General features: G+C 32.6%; 20 protein-coding genes. 8 read left to right on the top strand and 12 right to left on the bottom strand.

Annotation, left to right across the window (positions count from 1 at the left end; genetic code table 11):
• Positions 1 to 21: 21 nt before the first annotated feature.
• From KHA90_RS18920 to KHA90_RS18880, 9 genes are all read right to left on the bottom strand, one after another.
• On the bottom strand, positions 22 to 258 hold the full coding sequence (locus KHA90_RS18920) for a hypothetical protein (protein WP_213304676.1): 237 nt from the start codon (positions 256 to 258) through the stop codon (positions 22 to 24).
• Between the two features lie 166 nt (positions 259 to 424).
• Complete coding sequence (locus KHA90_RS18915) at positions 425 to 1,483, bottom strand: nucleoid-associated protein (RefSeq protein WP_213304673.1); 1,059 nt, start codon at positions 1,481 to 1,483, stop codon at positions 425 to 427.
• A gap of 44 nt (positions 1,484 to 1,527) precedes the next feature.
• Positions 1,528 to 1,887 carry a four helix bundle protein gene (locus KHA90_RS18910; RefSeq protein ID WP_213304670.1) on the bottom strand — a complete coding sequence of 120 codons (360 nt, stop codon included), beginning with the start codon at positions 1,885 to 1,887 and terminating at the stop codon, positions 1,528 to 1,530.
• A 113-nt stretch (positions 1,888 to 2,000) separates the two neighbouring features.
• Positions 2,001 to 2,540, bottom strand: a complete 540-nt coding sequence (locus tag KHA90_RS18905) for an IS1096 element passenger TnpR family protein (RefSeq protein WP_213304667.1) — start codon at positions 2,538 to 2,540, stop codon at positions 2,001 to 2,003.
• A 208-nt stretch (positions 2,541 to 2,748) separates the two neighbouring features.
• Entirely contained in the window at positions 2,749 to 3,348 is a 600-nt protein-coding gene (locus KHA90_RS18900) for an HPP family protein (RefSeq protein ID WP_213304664.1), read from the bottom strand.
• A gap of 87 nt (positions 3,349 to 3,435) precedes the next feature.
• Positions 3,436 to 4,716 (bottom strand): chloride channel protein, encoded by a 1,281-nt coding sequence (locus KHA90_RS18895; RefSeq protein ID WP_213304661.1) that lies wholly within the window; start codon positions 4,714 to 4,716, stop codon positions 3,436 to 3,438.
• Positions 4,717 to 4,952: 236 nt separating this feature from the next.
• On the bottom strand, positions 4,953 to 5,342 hold the full coding sequence (gene gloA2, locus KHA90_RS18890) for an SMU1112c/YaeR family gloxylase I-like metalloprotein (RefSeq protein ID WP_213304658.1): 390 nt from the start codon (positions 5,340 to 5,342) through the stop codon (positions 4,953 to 4,955).
• A 7-nt stretch (positions 5,343 to 5,349) separates the two neighbouring features.
• Positions 5,350 to 5,913: a sugar O-acetyltransferase gene (locus KHA90_RS18885; protein ID WP_213304656.1), complete on the bottom strand. Its 564-nt coding sequence runs from the start codon at positions 5,911 to 5,913 to the stop codon at positions 5,350 to 5,352.
• 13 nt (positions 5,914 to 5,926) lie between these two features.
• Positions 5,927 to 6,385 carry a DinB family protein gene (locus KHA90_RS18880; protein WP_213304653.1) on the bottom strand — a complete coding sequence of 153 codons (459 nt, stop codon included), beginning with the start codon at positions 6,383 to 6,385 and terminating at the stop codon, positions 5,927 to 5,929.
• A gap of 154 nt (positions 6,386 to 6,539) precedes the next feature.
• Here KHA90_RS18880 and KHA90_RS18875 point away from each other — a divergent pair, with 154 nt between their 5' ends.
• From KHA90_RS18875 to KHA90_RS18845, 7 genes are all read left to right on the top strand, one after another.
• Positions 6,540 to 8,702 carry a TonB-dependent receptor gene (locus tag KHA90_RS18875; protein WP_213304650.1) on the top strand — a complete coding sequence of 721 codons (2,163 nt, stop codon included), beginning with the start codon at positions 6,540 to 6,542 and terminating at the stop codon, positions 8,700 to 8,702.
• Positions 8,703 to 9,122: 420 nt separating this feature from the next.
• Positions 9,123 to 9,530 (top strand): DUF2141 domain-containing protein, encoded by a 408-nt coding sequence (locus KHA90_RS18870; RefSeq protein WP_213304647.1) that lies wholly within the window; start codon positions 9,123 to 9,125, stop codon positions 9,528 to 9,530.
• A gap of 47 nt (positions 9,531 to 9,577) precedes the next feature.
• Positions 9,578 to 10,201, top strand: a complete 624-nt coding sequence (locus KHA90_RS18865) for a hypothetical protein (protein WP_213304644.1) — start codon at positions 9,578 to 9,580, stop codon at positions 10,199 to 10,201.
• Between the two features lie 21 nt (positions 10,202 to 10,222).
• A complete protein-coding gene (locus KHA90_RS18860; RefSeq protein ID WP_213304642.1) occupies positions 10,223 to 11,581 on the top strand; it encodes a histidine kinase in 1,359 nt (452 codons plus the stop codon).
• A complete protein-coding gene (locus KHA90_RS18855; RefSeq protein ID WP_213304639.1) occupies positions 11,581 to 11,886 on the top strand; it encodes a 2TM domain-containing protein in 306 nt (101 codons plus the stop codon). The genes KHA90_RS18860 and KHA90_RS18855 overlap by 1 nt, the downstream gene beginning before the upstream one ends.
• Positions 11,887 to 11,901: 15 nt before the next feature.
• Positions 11,902 to 12,270 (top strand): 2TM domain-containing protein, encoded by a 369-nt coding sequence (locus tag KHA90_RS18850; protein ID WP_213304636.1) that lies wholly within the window; start codon positions 11,902 to 11,904, stop codon positions 12,268 to 12,270.
• A gap of 36 nt (positions 12,271 to 12,306) precedes the next feature.
• Entirely contained in the window at positions 12,307 to 13,074 is a 768-nt protein-coding gene (locus KHA90_RS18845; protein WP_213304633.1) for a LytR/AlgR family response regulator transcription factor, read from the top strand.
• 216 nt (positions 13,075 to 13,290) lie between these two features.
• Here KHA90_RS18845 and KHA90_RS18840 read toward each other — a convergent pair whose 3' ends face one another.
• Both KHA90_RS18840 and KHA90_RS18835 read right to left on the bottom strand, forming a co-directional pair.
• Positions 13,291 to 14,316, bottom strand: coding sequence for a COX15/CtaA family protein (locus KHA90_RS18840; protein ID WP_213304631.1), 1,026 nt, complete (start codon positions 14,314 to 14,316; stop codon positions 13,291 to 13,293).
• A gap of 358 nt (positions 14,317 to 14,674) precedes the next feature.
• On the bottom strand, positions 14,675 to 16,105 hold the full coding sequence (locus KHA90_RS18835; protein ID WP_213304628.1) for a CCA tRNA nucleotidyltransferase: 1,431 nt from the start codon (positions 16,103 to 16,105) through the stop codon (positions 14,675 to 14,677).
• A gap of 329 nt (positions 16,106 to 16,434) precedes the next feature.
• Between KHA90_RS18835 and yaaA the strand changes: the two genes are divergently transcribed.
• The gene (gene yaaA, locus KHA90_RS18830; RefSeq protein ID WP_213304625.1) at positions 16,435 to 17,193 is read left to right on the top strand and encodes a peroxide stress protein YaaA; all 759 of its coding nucleotides are present in this window, start codon (positions 16,435 to 16,437) and stop codon (positions 17,191 to 17,193) included.
• A gap of 275 nt (positions 17,194 to 17,468) precedes the next feature.
• On the opposite strand, the gene KHA90_RS18825 is transcribed toward yaaA, so the two are convergent.
• Positions 17,469 to 19,055 carry an MDR family MFS transporter gene (locus KHA90_RS18825; protein ID WP_213304622.1) on the bottom strand — a complete coding sequence of 529 codons (1,587 nt, stop codon included), beginning with the start codon at positions 19,053 to 19,055 and terminating at the stop codon, positions 17,469 to 17,471.
• Between the last annotated feature and the right edge of the window lie 3 nt (positions 19,056 to 19,058).

Genomic DNA, 19,058 nt, shown 5'->3' with positions numbered 1-19,058 from the left:
TTGAAAATGAATATTTTGTTTTCATCTGTTTCCGTCGAGTAGTTTCATTTCATCTATGATTGATAAAATGGCTAATTGTTCTTCCTCAGCCAGTTCTTCAGTATATAAAAGAGTAATTAAAATAGTGTAAGAATCATCTAAATTTGCATTTTCTTCCAGTTTGAGATCATTTGGATTTTGATATTTTTGAAGCAATATTTTTGCTGTTTCAAACGCCCGTTCTTCTAATGTAAGTTCTGTTTTTTTAAAATCTGCCATTATTTTTTAGTGAAATGTTTTGTGAAATATAAAGCTGTAATTTTCCTTCATTATCAAATCTACTAAATTTTTCAATTGATTCCCTTTTTAAAATAAAAAACGGCAATTACAAATGAATGTAGCTGCCGTTTTTTGTTTTAAGTAAGTAATAGAAAATGAATAACTACTAGCTTTTTTCTTCTTTGTTGAAGTAAACCAGATAGTAATACATTTGTTTTTCTTCATCCCAGCCTTTTTCAACAAATTTCTCTGCGCTTTCAGGATTAATAAAATCCATTTTAATCTGAATATGAGTGTCCAGATTAATAACGTTTTTAATCGATTTTCTGGCGTCAGAAACTGCTGCGTTCGCAATAGGGAATGAGGTTACATCTTCGATGCTATATTTTTCTCCTTTATCAACTTTATAATTTTTGAATTCAGGAATTAAGTCAGGATTGTCTAATACTTCGTTTAAGAAACTTTGCTCTTCGAACTGATCGTTTTTTGCGAAATAGTTCACAGAACGGTTCATAAACATCACTTCTTCTTTTTTGTCTTCTGCCGGTAAAACAACATCTTTTGCGAAGCTTTGACAAAATTTCAAGTATTTTTTAGTGATGAAATTTTCATCTTCAAAAGCATCAACAGATAAAAAATGCTCTAACCAATAACGCGCGTCATAACGGTTACTATCAACAGTTAGAATTTTATATCCTTCGTCTTTTTTATAATTAAAAATCAAACAACCTTTGTCTAATTTGCTCAGGTTGATACCTTGTTGCAAGATCATTTCAAGATTACTGTTTTTTTCTTCAAACTGTAAAAAGTCAGCTTGTAACTCACTTTTAAAAATTCCGATAGCGTCAACAACATTATTGTCAATACTCAAATTCGTTAAATAAGTTACATAAACCTCTCCGTTTTTAATGTGCGGATGATTTGACTGCTCGAATAAATGTGTAGTGATTCTTTTTGAAATCTCCTGTAAATTATTCGGATTGTCAAAAATCTCTGTGGCATATTTAAACATGTCATTATAATCCAAATCGACTTCGTGCGCAAACTGATAATAGTTTTCTTCTTTCTCTCTAAAAGGTTTAAAAAAGTACTCTTTTATCAAAGGCACAATTTCATCATTTAAGTTAAAAGGCTGTTCCGATAAAAAAATCGCTTCGTTTCTGCTTTTGTTTCCTACGCGGTGTATCGCAAGCGTCTCGATGTGGGTGTTGAATAAGTTGATCATGTTTTATTTAGGTTCAGAGAGGCAAAGGTTCAGAGGCACAAAGGTTATTTTCTGTCTTTTATCTTTCGAATAAAAGAACTTAACATTCGTTCTATTTCTCTGCTTTCTCCATTTATTTTATTGAATTGATTCTCGTTTAAATATTTTAAATTGAATGAGATTTCAAGTTGGGTTTGCATTTCGAATAGTGATGAAATTGAAATGTTTAAAAATCTCAAATAATCGTTATTTCCATCTCTGCCATAACCTTCCGCGATATTACTGGGTATTGATACTGAACTTCTTCTGATTTGTGAAGATAGTCCATATATTTCTTCTTTAGGAAATGAATTCGTTATTTGATAAATTGAAGTTACCAAGCTCATTGATTTCTGCCAAATTAAAAGGTCTCGAAAAGTATTCATAATTTATATTTAAAAAACTAAACACAAAAATAGGAATAATATTACATTGTAAAACCGCAGGTTTTAAAGAAAACCTCTGAACCTTTGCAACTCTGAACCTTTGGACCTTTCCTCTAATTCCAATTCTCCTCAAATCCAAAATCTTCAAAGCTGTCATCACCTTCGAACATATCAAGATCATCTTCGTCCAGGTCGTCTTCAAATTCTCCGTAAATATCGTCGTGCATATCTGCTTCAAAGCTTTTTTCACCGGCTTCGTCAGGCATTTCTCCGTGAGAAAATAAAGTTTTAGGATAAGGAGCTCCGGCAATCTGATCTTCAATAGCGGCTAATTCAACTAAAAAAGTCCACATATTGATGAAATCATATACATAGATGATTTTAGTATTTTGTTCATCTAAGAGATCTGATAATTTATAATCGCTCATGGTTCTTTGTTCTCCCGGAACATCGCCAGTATCAAAAAGAGCTATTTCATCTTCCTGATTCCAAGTTTCATCGCAGGTATAAAACGAAGCTACTTCCATTCCGTCAAAACCAAAAGCGTTGAAGATTGCATTATGGAAATCTTCAAGAGTATCATCTTCAAGAATTGCAATGTCTCTAAAAATATCTTCTTCGGCGTCTAGAATTACTCTAAATTTATAAACCATAATCTTTGTTTTTATTGAAAGGTCAAAGGTAAAATATAAAAAACGAAATACGAATTGTGAATTACGATTTGTTGAAAAGATTTTTATTTGTCAGACTATGCAAAATAGATTTGTCAGGCTGAGCGTCCCGAGACTTCGGGAGAAGCCCGATTCCAATAGGCAGGACTGCGACTTCGCTCAGGATTAAATTCGGATTCAAAAGAATTGTCTACCTCCCAACCAATCGTTTCCTGATCTTGTGATAATGTTTGTGATATGTACTATGACTTGGATAACTTCTTGTTGAAGTCATATTATTAAAAATCAATGCGGTCAAAAGTAATATTAGAGTACCAACTAAAACAGGCGAAATTACATACATATATCCCAAAGCTTTTACTTTTTCAGTTCCAATAATTGCAATCAAAGCGGTTGCACCTCCGGGCGGATGTAGTGTTTTTGTAATTTGCATTGAAATAATGGCAAGGGAAACAGCTAGTGGAGCGGCTATCCAGATAATATCCGGTGCTAATTTATGAACAGTAACGCCAATAAAAGCAGAGATTACGTGACCGCCAACTAAGTTACGAGGTTGTGAAAACGGGCTTTGAATGATGCCGTAAACCAAAACACTAGAAGCTCCAAAAGAACCAATCAAATAAATAGCATCATTTCCTGAAAAATGAATCGATTGAACGTAAGCCAAAACGCCAATTCCGACAAATGATCCTATAAAAGACCAAAAATGTTCTTTAAAATCAATTAAAGTTTCTTTATAAAGAATATAACGTGTTTTGCGATAGCTTCTTTTTATTTTTTGAGTGGGCATTTATGTGGTATTTTATTTTAAAACTTTGATGTTTTTTGCCACAGATTTAATGATTAATAATCTGTGAGAATCTTTGGCAAAAAAAAATTATTTTATTAAACTTGGTGAATAAGAATAAACCGTATAAGGATAAATCATTTTTGCTGTGTACTTTGAAATTAAGCAAACAACTAAAATGGGTAGAAATAAAGTATAGTCATTTGTTAACCCGCAAACTAAAAATATTGCTGTAAAAGGTGCATGAATACTGGCACTTAAAACAGCAGCCATTCCTATAATCATAAAATTGACGGGAATTACATGCACATGAAAAAATGTATTTAAAACCGAGGCCAGTAATAATCCTAAAAATGCACCAATAAATAAATTTGGGGCAAAAACTCCTCCATCGCCTCCGGATGCTAATGTTATTGAAGTTACAATAGGTTTGAGCAATAAAACTCCAACAAAGGTAAAAGCCAAAGTCAGCGTTAACGGAATCTCTGCTGAGTTACCAAAAATTCCCTTTATAGCGTGATATCCTTCTCCATATAATTGCGGAAAAATAAATAGCGAAACGCTTAAAACTACTGAACCTATTAATATTTTATAATAGTGAGTGTCGATTTTTCCAAATTGAGATTTAAAAAATAATACACAACGCGTCAAGTAAACCGAATTTATTCCGGCTAAAATTCCTAAAAGAATAAAATACGGAATCGCTTTTAGATGCCAGGTTGTAATTGAAACTGCAAATAAAGGTTCCTCTTTTAATATCGAAAGCAATCCAAAAGCAACAGTAACCGCAATTATATTAGAAATTATAAAAGCGCGGGTTACTTTTCTGGAGATAACTTCAAGCGCAAATAAAATTCCTGCAATTGGGCTACTGAATAAAGCCGTAACTCCCGCTGCAACTCCTGCACAAATTAATTCGGTTTTGTATTTACGAAATACGTTTTCTTTTTGTTGGGCAACAGATCCAATTGTAGCGGTTGCCACAACCGTCGAAACTTCGATTCCGGTTGAACCTCCAAAAACAATAGTTAATAATCCGTTGATAAAGTGAGATGGGATTTTATATGAAGGTAAGTTTTTTGTACTTGATTTTGTACTTTCAAAAACTTCTTTAATCCCTTTGTTTTCTTTTTTCTTAAAAAGATATTGTCTAAGAAAATAAATTACAGATAGTCCGAAAACCGGAAAAATGATATAAAAAATAGGATTTACCGTTACTTCATGAAAGAAGATTTCCTCGTAATATTCGGTAATTTTTTTTAGTGAGATTCCTAAAAAGGCAGAAAGAAAGCCAATTAATACAGAAACGATAACTAATTTTTGAAGGACAATGAATTGATGATTTTTTTTGATTTTCGCCGTTTTGTTCATCAGATGTGGATTTGTAGATCGCAGGATTTTGTTTGCGATTTCACAAAATTAAAAAATCATATTGGTTTTTTAATAAAAATCGCTCCTTATATTATGTTAAAATTAATATTTAAGAAAAGTTATTTGCGGATAATGAATGAATCTCACGCAAAGTCTCAAAGCCGCCAAGTTTTTTAAGTTAATTTTTCTTTGCGCCTTTGCGAGATTATTTTATTTTTTATAATAACCTTAAAAACTTATCGCTCATAAAACTCAATTGGCAGTTCATCAGGATCGGCGATAAAAGTAAATCGCTTTTCGGTGGTTTCATCAATTCTGATAGCTTCAGATTCTATGTTTTTTGTATTCAAAAAAGCAATTGTTTCTTCTAAATTAATTACTTCAAAAGCCAAATGACGTAAACCAACGGCTTCCGGACGTGAAGGACGTTTGGGCGGATTTGGAAATGAAAACAATTCAACAACATAAGAACCATTCAAAGCCAAATCAAGTTTATACGATTGGCGTTCTTCACGATATATTTCTCTTATAATAGTCAATCCCAAAACCTCGGTATAAAAAGTTTTAGATTTCTGATAATCAGAACATAAAATGGCGATATGATGAACTTTATTTAAGGTAAGCATTTTGAATTTATTGGGGTTCCTGATTTAATTTTCGAATTACTTTTGCCGGATTTCCAACGGCAAGTGAATTGTCGGGAATGTCTTTTGTAACTACAGATCCTGCGCCAATCACACATCCTTTCCCGATGGTTACTCCTGGACAAATTACAGTGTTTCCGCCAATCCAACAATCATCTCCAATAGAAATTGGCAATGCATTTTCGAGAGATTTTCTTAATTCGGCGTCAAGCGGATGAGTTGCGGTATAAATTTGAACATTTGGTGCAAAAAATACATTTGATCCTATATTTACAGGCGCACAATCTAAAACCACGCAATTCACATTAAAATAAACGTTTTCTCCACAAGTAATATTGTAGCCGTAATCACAATGAAAGGGAGGTTCTATATAAAAACCTTTTCCTGTATTTGGAATTAATTCGGCTAAAATTTCTTTTGCTTTTTTAGTCAAACGATATTCCGTTACATTCAAACGATGCAATAAGTTTTTAGCTTTTCGGCGTTCTTTTATTAAAACAGGATCCGTAGCGATATAATATTCTCCGGCAATCATTTTTTCTTTTTCTGTCATGAATATTAATTATTTATAGCATTTTCTTCAAAATAACAATCTGACCTAAATGGTAAACATCGTGCTGAATGATTCCGTGAATATGTTCATAATAAGTATGTTCATTATTCACGTATATTTTCTCTAAATCGGCATCATTAAAATCTTCAAAAAACACATTCCATGATTCCTGTGATTTTGCCAGATTTTGTAGAGATTGTTCCCAGGCAGCTTCTGAAGGATCTAAAACAGGAACAAAATAATTATGATCCGGCGGATTAACTACTTCTCCTTCAACGCGTCTTAAAATATTTCTTCTCCATTGAATAAGGTGATTGACAATTTCCCAAATAGTGTTTAAATTTGGATTAATTTTTCTGTAAGCCTGTTCTGCGGTTACATTTTCTAATGTATTTGTCAAGTTGACTTCCAGCCATGGATTTCCATTATAAATGGATTGGTATAGATTCGAAATTCTTTTACTTTCTGACATAATGAATGGTTTTAAAACTCGAAAGCTAAGATACAAATAAGTAATTTACAACTCATCCTCGAAATTCTACAATTGGGTTATTTAATATTTTTTAACTAAAACTGTTAAAATACATTTGTCTCACCAAAACAAAATAATATTTAAACCAACAGGTATGAAAACCAAAATTTTTACAATTGCCTTTTTACTTTTTACAGCTTTCATTTTTGCTCAAAATACAATTTCGGGCAAAGTATTAGATCAAAAAGGAAAACCAGTTCCAGGCGCTAATATTTACATTGATGGAACTTATGATGGAGCAACAAGTTCTGAAACAGGAGATTTTTCTTTTGAAACTACTGCAACAGGAAACCAGACTTTAGTGATTAGTTTTTTACTTTTTGAAACTTTCAAGAAAGAAATTGATGTTACAAATTTCAAAGACCAAAGCTTAAAATTGAGAGAAAATGTCAATGCGCTTGATGCAGTTGTAATCACTGCGGGAACATTAGAATCTGGCGATAAAGCAAGAGTTTCGGTGTTAAAACCTTTAGATATTGTGACTACAGCAGGTTCTGCCGGAAATATTATCGCTGCTTTGCAAACTTTACCGGGAACACAAACTGTGGGCGAAGACGGGCGTTTATTTGTTCGTGGAGGAGAAGCCAGCGAGACACAAACTTTTGTTGACGGACTTCGTGTGGCGCAGCCTTATGGCGCATCTACTAACAATTTGCCAACCCGAAGCAGGTTTTCGCCTTTCTTGTTTAGTGGAATTGCATTTTCAACCGGGGGATATTCTGCTGAATATGGCGAAGCTTTATCCAGTGTTTTACTTTTGAATACGCAAGATGAACCTGACCAGAATAAAACCGATATTGCTTTAATGACAGTAGGTTTAGGAATAGGAAATACGCAAAAATGGAAAAAAAGTTCGTTCAGTATCAATACTAATTATATTAATTTGGCACCTTATCAGGCGGTAATTCCTCAAAATGTAGATTGGAATAATCCATATCAATCAATAGGTGGCGAGGCGGTTTACAGATATCATTTTGAAAGAGGAATTTTTAAATTTTATGCCGCTTTTGACGCTGAAAAATTCGATTTAAATCAAAAAAATGTGAATTTTGTTGATCCGGTAAGAACTGATTTAAACAATAATAATTTTTATCTGAATGCGTCTTACAAAGGAGATTTTGGAACCGGCTGGCAACTTACATCAGGAATTAGTTATGGTTACAGCAAAAATAAAGTCAAATATGATATTAATGATGTTGATTCTAATGAAAATGCAGCGCAGTTGAAATTGAAATTGAGAAAAAACATTTCAAATTATTTTAAATTGTCTTTTGGAGCGGATTATTTTATTACCAAATTCAATGAAAATTTTGATGATAATATTTCAATAAAAACATCTAATGGTTACGACTCTAATATCGCAGCTTTTTATACCGAAGGAGATATTTTATTCTCGAAAAAGCTGGCAATGAAAGTAGGAGTAAGGCTTTCGAATAATAGTTTATTAGACGAAACTAATTTTGCGCCAAGAGCTTCGATGGCATATAAAGTATCTAAAAACAGTCAATTTTCATTTGCTTACGGAGATTTTTCTCAAACTCCCGTTGTTGATTATATTAAATATTCTAAATACCATCAATTCGAAAGTGAAAAAGCAAGTCATTATATCTTAAATTATCAATTTACAAAACCGGGTCAGACTTTTAGAGCCGAAGCTTATTACAAAGATTACAGTAATTTAGTTCAATATAATACCAGAGACATTCAGTACAATTCGGTTTTCAATAATAACGGTTCAGGATATGCAAAAGGATTGGATTTGTTTTGGAGAGACAACAATTTGTATAAAAACTTAGAATATTGGATTTCATATTCTTATATCGATTCAGAAAGACAATACAAGAATTTTCCAAACATGGCAACTCCAAATTTCGTCGCAAATCACAGTTTGTCAATTGTAACTAAATATTTTATTACGGATTGGAAATCGCAAATTGGTTTCACAAACAGTTATAGTTCTGGTCGTCCTTATAATGATCCAAACCAAACGCAATTCATGAACGGCAAAACCAAATCATATAATAGTCTGAGTTTTAATTGGGCGTATTTATTAACTACTCAAAAAATCCTGTATTTCTCAGTTTCGAATGTATTAGGAACTCAAAATGTTTTTGGATACGATTATGCAAAATTACCAGACGCAAACGGAGTTTACAACAGACAACCCGTTTTACCAACCGCAGATCGATTTTTCTTCGTAGGTTTCTTCTGGACGATTAGTGATAATAAAAATGAGAATCAATTGAAGAATTTATAGGAGGAAGGTTCAAAGAGGCAAAGGTTCAAAGCGACAAAGGTTTTCCAGGATTGAGTTTAAAAAAAACAAATATATAAGTACTTAACAAAGCTTTAGAATTAAATAACTTGTTTGTAAGCTTTGAACCTTTGTCGCTTTGAGCCTTTGTAACTAAAAAGAAAACCTTTGAACCTTTGTTACTCTGAACCTTTGCTCCTCAAAAAGAAACAATTCAGTCATCAAATTCAACAACTCAGTATCATTTAGTTTTAAAACAATAAAAACCAACATACTTTTGAAGTATAAATAATAAGTTGCTAAGACTATAAGAAACTAAGAAAAAAAACTTAGAAACTCAAAATAACAATCAGAGTTTTAATCATCAACAAAAAAACTTAGAACCTAGCAACTCAGAACCTCAGAACCTTAAAAAAGAAAATCATGACAAAAATTATTACAATAATCACCTTATTTATCTGCAGTTTGATCTCTGCTCAAAATGTAAATCTTACCGTTTCGGTTTCAGGCTTAAAAAACAATACCGGAATGGTTAGAGTAGGTTTGTACAATTCAGATGGAACATTTCTTAAAACGATTTACAAAAGTGTTGCTTCAAAAATTAAAAATAACGAAGCTACCGTAACATTTGAAGGTATTCCTGCCGGAGAATATGCAATTTCAACGTATCACGATGAAAACAATAACGGAAAACTGGATAAAAATATGATGGGAATCCCTTCTGAAGATTATGCCGCTTCAAACAATGCAAAAGGATTTATGGGGCCTCCTGCTTATCAAGATGCTAAATTTGTTGTTAGCAAAGATTCAAAAATTGAAATTACAATATAACTAGTAACTAATCCACTTAAAAAATAACCAATTAAATTACTTAAAAAATGAAAAAAATCATCACTTTGGCTGCATTCCTTGTAGTAGTAATAAGTTCTGCACAAACACAATTTGAACAGGGAATGGGAAAAGCTTTCGGACTTTGGAAAGAAGGAAAAAACACAGAAGCTTCGGCATTATTTGAAAGAATTGCTGCTGCAGAAAAAACGAGTTATCTGCCCAATTACTATGTAGCTTTAATCAACGCTACATCTTCGTTTAACGAAAAAGATAAAACAAAAATTGATTTGTTACTGACAAAAGCACAAGAAGCACTTGATGTTGAATTAATAAAAGATCAAAATAATGCTGAATTATATGCGCTTCAGGCGTTGATATATACAGCTTATGTTGTAGCAGATCCTATGACAAACGGAATGAAATATTCGGCTAAAGTAATGGAAGCTTACGCAAAAGGAAAAGCGATCGATCCAAATAATCCAAGAATTGTTTTTGGCGAGGCTGATTATCAATTAGGTGGCGCAAAATGGACAGGAGTTGATACAAAACCACTTTGTGCGCAGGTTGATAAAGCTGTTGAACTTTTTGCTACTTTTAAACCTGAAACTTCTTTTTCTCCAAAATGGGGATTAGACAGAGCTTTAGAAACTCAAAAAAATTGTGAAAAATAAAATAAATTTAAGGAGATTATAATGAAAGATTATAGAAACTCATTTTCTAGTTTAAAAAGCGGAACAATAATTTGTTTCAAGATTTCTATGGTTTTTACGATTATATTTTCAGCTTTTTTAGGAGCCGACTTAAATGTAAAAAATGTAGCACTCACATTTCTTTTGAGCTGTCTGTATTCGTTTGGGCTCGGTTTTGGAAATGGGTTTCTGAATGTTCTCTTAGACAAAAAATGGGATTGGCTGGAACAAACAAATTTGAGAGTCTATTACGGGATTTTGGTAACTGTTTTGTATACCGTTCCAGCTGTTTTAGGAATCAATTATATCATTTTTGTAATAGTCCAAAACCTACCATTAGAAAAGTTTTTTAACGAGAGAATGATTTGGGTGCATCTTTTTTACATCATTTTATCTTTAGGAGTTTCGACTTTTATGCAAGCCAGAAGTTTTATGGTAAAATGGAAACAGGCATCAAAATTTGAAATAACTCAACAAAAGATTATCGCAGGAACCGCAAATGCTAAATTTGAAAGTTTAAAAAATCAAATCGATCCGCATTTTCTTTTTAATAGCCTAAATGTTTTAAGCTCTTTAATCGAAGAAAATCCGGATAATGCACAACGATTTACCACTTCATTATCTAAAATTTACCGCTACGTTTTAGAGCAAAAAGACAAAGAGTTGGTTTCGGTTGAAGATGAATTGGCTTTTGCCAAAACCTATATGAATCTGTTGAAGATGCGTTTCGAGAATAGTTTGTTTTATGAATTGCCAACAACAAGCATAAATACGGATGCAAAAGTGGTTCCGTTATCGTTACAGCTTTTGCTTGAAAATACGGTTAAACATAATGTAGTAAGTGAACAAAAACCATTGCATATAAGAATTTTTGTTGATGGAGATTATTTAGCGATTCAAAATGATTTTCAGAAAAAAGAAGTTTTACAGGACAGGCAAGGAGTAGGATTGCAAAATATCGTGAATAGATATGGAATTATTACAGACCGAAAGGTAGTTATTGAACAAAACGAACAAAATTTCACAGTTAAAATTCCAATTTTAACCAAACAAATATCAGTTATGGAAACAAATGCAGAATATAGCGATGAGAATAAAGCCTATTTCAGAGCTAAAAAAAGAGTTGAAGAATTAAAAGGATTTTATGCTAATGTAATATCATATTGTTGTATAATTCCGTTTTTAATATTTATTAACCTTAGGTTTTCGCCAGGATTTCAATGGTTTTGGTTTTCGGCTTTAGGTTGGGGATTTGGAGTAGTAATGCATGCTTTTAAAGTTTATGGTTACAGCTCAGACTGGGAAGAACGAAAAATAAGAGAGATTTTAGAAAGAGAAAATAGCAAACAAACCTGGAAATAATGGATACAAATTTAAATGACGAAGACAGATATTACCTGGCAAAAAAGAAAGTGGAAAATATCAAAGCATTTTATGCCAACCTGACATCATATATTGGTGTAAATATTGTCTTGATCTTTGTAAATCTATATACATCGCCAGATCATTTGTGGTTTTATTGGCCATTAATGTGGTGGGGAGTTGGTGTTGTTTTTCATGGATTAAAAGTTTTTGAAATATTCCCTGTTCTTGGAAAAGATTGGGAAGAACGAAAAATCAGAGAACTGATGGAAAAAGAAAGAGAAGGAAAAAATAAATGGCAATAATTAAATCAAAATAAAATGGGACGATTTAGAAAACAGATGTATGATGAACATGCACACAAATTTAGTACAGAAGAAAGTTATGAAATTGCATTCAAAAAAGTGAAACGAATTAAAGGATTTTATTCGCATTTGAGAATTTTTGTCATTGTAAATGCTATAATTCTAATCTCAAATTTTAGCAGAAATTTTACCTGGAGTCATATTGAAGTGCGAGGTTTTGAAAACTGGCAAAGTTATTCGACCTTATTTTACTGGGGAATTGCTTTACTGATTCATGCATTTACAGTATTTGGACCGGATATTTTTTTCAATAGAGATTGGGAGCAAAAGAAAATTCAAAAATATATGGATAAAGATGCTCAGAATAAAAATAAATGGGAGTAATTTTAAACTAAATTTTCAATTTTTGGATCCTGCTAAATGACCACATTAATTATAGAAGACGAAAAACCGGCTGCAAGGTTATTGCAGCGAAAACTCGAAAAGTTAAATATCTCAGTATCTACTATGTTGCACTCGGTAGAAGAATCAATTCATTGGTTTTCCAACAATCAACATCCGGATTTGATTTTTCTTGATATTCAGTTATCAGATGGCTTATCGTTTGAAATTTTCGAAAAAATAGACATTCAAAGCGCCATTATTTTCACAACCGCTTACGATGAATATGCATTAAAAGCCTTCAAACTTAATAGCATCGATTATCTTTTAAAACCCATTGACGAAGATGATCTTGAAGTGGCTGTTACTAAATTTAAAACAAGATTGCCTAAAGCAGATTCAGGAAATCAAAATCTTCAGCTTGATTTTGAACAAATACGCCAAATGTTATCCAATCCTTTTGAAAAGAGCTATAAAAAGCGATTTACAGTTAAAATTGGTCAACATTTAAAAGTAATTACTACAGAAGAAATCGAATGTTTTTTTAGTGAAAACAAAGGAACGTACATTCATACTTTTGATAATAGAAATTATTTAATCGATTCGACTCTTGAAATTTTAGAGCATGAATTAGATAAAAAAGATTTCTTTCGCGTAAGCCGAAAATTCATTGTTCCGCTTACAGCAATAAAAGAAATTCAGGTGTATACCAACTCTCGTCTTAAAGTAATTTTACCTACATATAAAGAAGATGAAGTAATTGTAAGCCGCGAAAAGGTGCAGGATTTTAAGAATTGGCTTGGGTAAAAAATAATATTTTCACTATATGTAAACTGGATTAAAATCCAGCCCTACAATATAAACCATTCCTACGGAATTCAATCCAATATTAAAGAGCCATCGGCTCGATCTATTTTGTAGGGCCGGATTTTAATCCGGTTTATGTTCAATACGATTTAGGTTCGTAATAGAAACAAAAAAATCCTTCAGCGAAGGATTTTTTTTGTTTCTATAAATTTTGTTTTATTTGCTCAATCTATGCAAAGTAAAAGTCATGGCACTTAAAAGGAAGAAAGCCATAATTTGGTGAATTAATCCTAAAGCCAATGGAACACTATATAAAAGAGTAAAAACTCCTAAAGCAAATTGGATAAAAACAAAAACAACCAAAGTTTTGATTCCGTTACTTTGCGTTCTTGTAAGCGAGAATTTGGTGCTTTTATAATATAAAAACAGAATAAAAGCTACAACGACATAAGCAAAAGTTCTGTGAACGAACTGAACGCCGCTTTTTCCTTCGATTAAGTTTTTAACCAATGTTGGCTGTTCGATAAAAACAGAATCATGAATAAATTGTCCGTCGCTCATTAAAGGCCAGTGATTATGAATCAATCCTGCATTTAAACCTGCTACAAAACCACCGTAAATAATTTGAATCAATAAAGCAACCAGAGCAAATCGTGCAATATTTCGAAGAGGAATCACTTTAGTAATCGTTCTTTCAGGATAAATTAAATCCAGCGCCACCCATAAAGTATAAGCAAAAGTGATAAAAGCAAAAGTAAGATGTAGTGAAAGTCTAAAATGACTTACATCAGGATTGTCGATTAATCCGCTGCGAACCATAAACCATCCAAGAAAACCTTGAAATCCTCCCATTGCCAATAAAACAATACATTTTTTGATTGTTGGACGATCCAGTTTTTTTCTCATTAAGAAATAAACAAACGGCACAAAGAAAACTAACCCGATGATACGACCAATAAAACGGTGAAACCATTCCCAGAAATAAATAAATTTATAATCTGAAAGTTGAAAATCGTTGTGAATATTGATTTTTTGATATTCAGGAAATTTCTTGTATTGCTCAAAAGCTTCGTTCCATTTTGCATCCGTCAAAGGCGGGAAAGTATCGGTTACCAAATGCCAGTCCGTCATTGATAAACCTGAATTTGTTAAGCGGGTAATTCCCCCAACTACAACCATTAAAAACAATAAAACACAACCTGATAGTAACCAAATAATTACTGATTTATTCTCTTTTTTCATTCTTTTCCAATTAATTCGATTTCATTTTTTGTTTTGGAAATTCTTTTTAAATAGAACTTCGCGAAATATATATTTGCAAAAAAGCCAAGAGGAAATACTACACAACCATAAATAATTCTAAAAGGGTAGTCATAGTAATCAATTTTTAAGTTCAAAATTTGAATTAAACGTGGACTTTTTACCACTAGCATAAAAAACAGCATAATTAAAACAGGTGAAATAATGCTAATCAAAAAATAGATTGATGTATGTGCTAAATGTTTTGTTTGAATATTTTTCAGTTTTTTAAAAAACATATAGTTTGAATATATAACTATTGTGGCAATTATAATCCAGTAAATCAGCACTACATGATTCATTATTTTTTAGGCGTTAAATTCAATTTTTCTGCTCTTTTAATAATAAAATCATAAGCAGCCTGATATTCATTTGGAATATCACCTTCTAAAATAGCTTCTTTGACCGCTTCTTTCAACATTCCGATTTCACGGGAAGGCTTCAAATCAAAAATTGCCATAATTTCTTCGCCTGAAATTGGCGGTTGAAAATTACGAACATGATCGCGTTCTTCTACCTCAACAATTTTCTTGCGAACGATTTCAAAGTTTTTATGATATTTCTTAAACTTCGAAGGGTTTTTGGTTGTGATATCAGCTTCACATAAAATCATTAAATCCTCAACATCTTCTCCGGCATCAAAAACCAAACGACGAACTGCACTGTCTGTGACGATATCCTGCGCCAAAACAATAGGACGAGAACTCATAATGACCATTTTCTGAACAAATTTCATTTTGTGATTCAAAGGCATGTGTAAACGTTCAAATATTTTCTTCGCCATTTTTCCGCCAAGAAATTCATGTCCGTGAAAAGTCCAGCCTTGTTTTTTATTGAAACGTTTTGTTGGTGCTTTCCCAATATCATGCAATAATGCGGACCAACGTAACCAAACATCATCTGTGTTTGGACAAATATTATCGACAACTTCTAATGTGTGATAAAAATTGTTTTTATGTGTATGACCTTCAATTTCCTCCACCTGATTCAAAGCAGTTAATTCAGGTAAAATAATATCTAAAAGTCCAGTCTGGTATAAAAGTAAAAATCCAACAGAAGGTTTAGCTGTCGAAAGAATTTTATTCAATTCATCAACAATGCGTTCTCCGGAAATAATATTTATTCTTTCGGCGTTTTTAGTGATCGCGTCAAGTGAGTTTTTTTCGATTTCGAAATCCAATTGATTTGCAAAACGAATTGCACGAAGCATTCGCAATGGATCATCAGAATAAGTAATACTTGGATCTAAAGGTGTTTTGATAGTTTTATTTTCCAAATCAGCCAATCCGTTAAACGGATCAGAAAGATCTCCAAATGTTTTTTCATTTAAAGATAAAGCCAAAGCATTGATGGTAAAATCACGACGATTTTGATCATCTTCCAGCGTTCCATTTTCAACAATAGGATTTCTGCTGTCGAAGTTATAAGATTCTTTTCGGGCACCAACAAATTCTATGTCAGTATCTTCAAAACGCAACATTGCAGTTCCGTAAGTTTTAAAAACCTGTACTTTTGGTCTTTTAGGAAGTAGTTCAGAAACCTTTAGTGCCAATTCGATTCCGCTACCAACGGCAACAACATCAATGTCTTTTTTAGAACCCCGGTTTAAAAGTAAATCCCTAACAAAGCCGCCAATTACATAACTATCGACGTTAAGTTCCTGAGATGCTTTCGAAATTACTCCGAAGATTTTATGTTCTAATGCTGTTTTATAGTTTGTTTGTATAGCCACGAATTCACTAATTTAAAATAATATATTTCTATTCTTTAAGAAGAATGAAACGTGTGCAAATTTACAACATAGAAAATGCCTATTATAATGTATTGTTGACTTTTTTATTGAAATTGAAAATTTTCAGTGTGGAATTTTGTCAAAGTGCAAAGAGCAACCACAAATTGCACAAATTTTCGCAAATTTCTATTTTTAATTTTAAATATAATTTGCGAAAATTTGTAAAATTTGTGGTTAAAAAGTATTTATATCACTATCGAACAAATCAATTCCGATATCTTATTTTTAAGATTTCAATTTGTATTTTTGAATCATATAAAAACGCACACATGAAAATTGTTATATCGCCGGCAAAGTCCTTAAATTTCGAAAAAGAATTACCAACTACACAATATACAGAATCAGCTTTTTTAAAAGAAGCACGTCAGGTTCATAAAATTCTAAAAGATAAAAAACCAGCTGAATTATCTGAACTAATGTCCATTTCAGATAAATTATCAGACCTAAACTGGAAAAGAAACCAGGATTGGAAGACACCATTTACACCAGAAAATGCACGTCCGGCAATTTATACTTTTGATGGTGATGTCTATACAGGTTTAGATGCCTATACAATTCCGCTTGAAAAATTGGAGGTTTTACAAAGCAAACTTCGAATTTTATCCGGACTTTACGGAGTTTTAAAACCGCTGGATTTAATGCAGGCTTACCGTTTAGAAATGGGAACTAAATTACCTGTTGGTGAATATAAAAACCTTCATGAATTCTGGAAACCAACTGTAACAAAATCTTTAAATAAAGAACTTGAAAAAGGAGAATTATTCGTGAATTTAGCCAGTAACGAATATTTCTCAGCAGTTGATGTAAAAGCTTTAAAAGTTCCCGTAATTACTCCTGATTTTAAAGATTATAAAGATGGGAAATTAAAGATAATCAGCTTCTTCGCCAAAAAGGCCAGGGGAATGATGGTTCGTTATATCATTGATACAAATGCTGAAACTGTTGATGATTTAAAAGGCTTCGATTATGAAGGCTATCATTTTGATGCCAATCTTTCAGAAGGAAATCATTTGGTTTTTACGAGATAATTTTTTTTAGGAAGGTTCAAAGAGGTAAAGGTTCAGAGGGACAAAGGTTTTTTTAAAGAGGCTAAGAATCTGAGACACTAAGTTTCTAAGTTTTCAATAGAGAGTCGGAGACTCGGAACATATTGTAGGTAGGGATTTTAATCCCTTCAAATTTAGAATATATTCTGGGTACGGATTTCAATCCCTTCGCCACAATCATCGGATGTTAGAATTATAAACCAAAAAGCTGGGCTAAATAAATAGCCCGGCTTTTTCGTATTATAAATCAATTATTATTAATGCATTGCATCAGCAGGATTAATTTTGTTTTTTCCTTTTTTAATGAAAAATATAATAGGAATACAGCATAAGAACATAATTCCCAGATACATAAAAATATCTATGTATGACATTACTGTACTTTGTTTCATTACAGAATATTCTAAAGCCTGATAGGTTTTTTTAAGAGCGACATCGGCACTATAGCCTTTAGCTTCAAATGCTCTTTGCATTCCTGCAATACGTTGTTGAACATCGAATTTTGCAGGATCTAAATTAGTCAATAAGTCTACTCGGTGTTCCTGACTGAAACGAGTGATAAAAGTGGTAATAATTGCAATACCAAATGAACCACCCAATTGTCTCATCATTCCTGTAAAAGCAGCTCCTTCACCAATATGTTTTCCTTTTAATGTAGAAAGCGAAAGTGTAGTAATAGGTACAAAAAGTAATCCTAAACCAATTCCTCTTAAAATCAAAGGCCAATACATATGTTCAACACCGGTATCAGGCGTCATGCGGGTTTGCATCATAAATGTAAAGAAGAAGAATACTAAAAATCCAACTCCAACCATATATCCTTGCGGAACTCCTTTTTGAATCATATTACCCACAAATGGCATCATGATCGCTGTGGTAATCGAACCCGGAATCAATAGTAATCCAGCATCAGTTGCTGTCCATCCTAAAACAGATTGCGTATAAATTGGAATAATCAAAGTTGATCCGTATAAACCGAAACCAAGAATAAAACACATTACGGTTCCAATTCTTAAATTTCCATCTTTTAAAACACTTAAGTTTACAATAGGATGTTTATACGTCAGCTCTCGCCAGATAAATAATACTAATCCCAGAACAGTTACAACACTTAAGGTTACAATAAGCGAATCGTTGAACCAATCGTCTTGTTGTCCGTGCTCTAATACGAATTGTAATGATCCAATAAAAGAGGCTAATAATATAATTCCCCACCAGTCAACCTGATTGGCTTTTAATTTTTCTCCATATTTCGGACTTCTTACGAAAGTAAGTGCCAAAATAGTTGCAATAATTCCTAACGGAATATTGATATAAAAAATATAAGGCCAAGAATAATTATCTACTAAATATCCTCCTAAAGGCGGACCTAAAGTTGGACCAACAATTACACCCATTCCGTAGATAGCCTGCGCCATACCACGTTTAGCGATAGGATAACTCTCGGTGATAATAGTTTGAGCTGTTACTAATAAAGCTCCACCACCCATACCTTGTACAAACCTAAAAGCAACTAATTCCCAAATATTACTGGCATTTCCGCATAAAAAGGAACAGACTGTAAATAATATGATAGAGGCCACAAAATAATTACGTCTTCCAAATTGTTGTGAAAGCCAACTCGTCATCGGTATTACAATAACATTCGCAATTGCGTATGCTGTAATTACCCAAGCCACATCAGTCAAAGTAGCACCAAGGCTACCTCGCATGTCAGTTAGTGCTACGTTTACAATCGTGGTATCTACAATTTCCAGCAGTGCACAAAGTACTGCAGTAATTGTAATAATCACACGTCTGTAACCGTATTCTACTAAATCGTCATCTCCTTGTACTGCTGTCATTAT

Origin of the sequence: Flavobacterium psychroterrae (genome assembly GCF_018380615.1) — a bacterium.
In the GTDB taxonomy this organism is placed as follows: Bacteria; Bacteroidota; Bacteroidia; order Flavobacteriales; family Flavobacteriaceae; genus Flavobacterium; species Flavobacterium psychroterrae.
This window is presented reverse-complemented; position numbering and strand designations above follow the sequence as displayed.

What these genes read in the sequence shown, in the direction of transcription:
- KHA90_RS18920 (WP_213304676.1), bottom strand. Translation starts at nt 258, where the DNA reads ATGGCAGATTTTAAAAAAACAGAACTTACATTAGAAGAACGGGCGTTT.
- KHA90_RS18915 (WP_213304673.1), bottom strand. Translation starts at nt 1,483, where the DNA reads ATGATCAACTTATTCAACACCCACATCGAGACGCTTGCGATACACCGC.
- KHA90_RS18910 (WP_213304670.1), bottom strand. Translation starts at nt 1,887, where the DNA reads ATGAATACTTTTCGAGACCTTTTAATTTGGCAGAAATCAATGAGCTTG.
- KHA90_RS18905 (WP_213304667.1), bottom strand. Translation starts at nt 2,540, where the DNA reads ATGGTTTATAAATTTAGAGTAATTCTAGACGCCGAAGAAGATATTTTT.
- KHA90_RS18900 (WP_213304664.1), bottom strand. Translation starts at nt 3,348, where the DNA reads ATGCCCACTCAAAAAATAAAAAGAAGCTATCGCAAAACACGTTATATT.
- KHA90_RS18895 (WP_213304661.1), bottom strand. Translation starts at nt 4,716, where the DNA reads ATGAACAAAACGGCGAAAATCAAAAAAAATCATCAATTCATTGTCCTT.
- gloA2 (WP_213304658.1), bottom strand. Translation starts at nt 5,342, where the DNA reads ATGCTTACCTTAAATAAAGTTCATCATATCGCCATTTTATGTTCTGAT.
- KHA90_RS18885 (WP_213304656.1), bottom strand. Translation starts at nt 5,913, where the DNA reads ATGACAGAAAAAGAAAAAATGATTGCCGGAGAATATTATATCGCTACG.
- KHA90_RS18880 (WP_213304653.1), bottom strand. Translation starts at nt 6,385, where the DNA reads ATGTCAGAAAGTAAAAGAATTTCGAATCTATACCAATCCATTTATAAT.
- KHA90_RS18875 (WP_213304650.1), top strand. Translation starts at nt 6,540, where the DNA reads ATGAAAACCAAAATTTTTACAATTGCCTTTTTACTTTTTACAGCTTTC.
- KHA90_RS18870 (WP_213304647.1), top strand. Translation starts at nt 9,123, where the DNA reads ATGACAAAAATTATTACAATAATCACCTTATTTATCTGCAGTTTGATC.
- KHA90_RS18865 (WP_213304644.1), top strand. Translation starts at nt 9,578, where the DNA reads ATGAAAAAAATCATCACTTTGGCTGCATTCCTTGTAGTAGTAATAAGT.
- KHA90_RS18860 (WP_213304642.1), top strand. Translation starts at nt 10,223, where the DNA reads ATGAAAGATTATAGAAACTCATTTTCTAGTTTAAAAAGCGGAACAATA.
- KHA90_RS18855 (WP_213304639.1), top strand. Translation starts at nt 11,581, where the DNA reads ATGGATACAAATTTAAATGACGAAGACAGATATTACCTGGCAAAAAAG.
- KHA90_RS18850 (WP_213304636.1), top strand. Translation starts at nt 11,902, where the DNA reads ATGGGACGATTTAGAAAACAGATGTATGATGAACATGCACACAAATTT.
- KHA90_RS18845 (WP_213304633.1), top strand. Translation starts at nt 12,307, where the DNA reads ATGACCACATTAATTATAGAAGACGAAAAACCGGCTGCAAGGTTATTG.
- KHA90_RS18840 (WP_213304631.1), bottom strand. Translation starts at nt 14,316, where the DNA reads ATGAAAAAAGAGAATAAATCAGTAATTATTTGGTTACTATCAGGTTGT.
- yaaA (WP_213304625.1), top strand. Translation starts at nt 16,435, where the DNA reads ATGAAAATTGTTATATCGCCGGCAAAGTCCTTAAATTTCGAAAAAGAA.
- KHA90_RS18825 (WP_213304622.1), bottom strand. Translation starts at nt 19,055, where the DNA reads ATGACAGCAGTACAAGGAGATGACGATTTAGTAGAATACGGTTACAGA.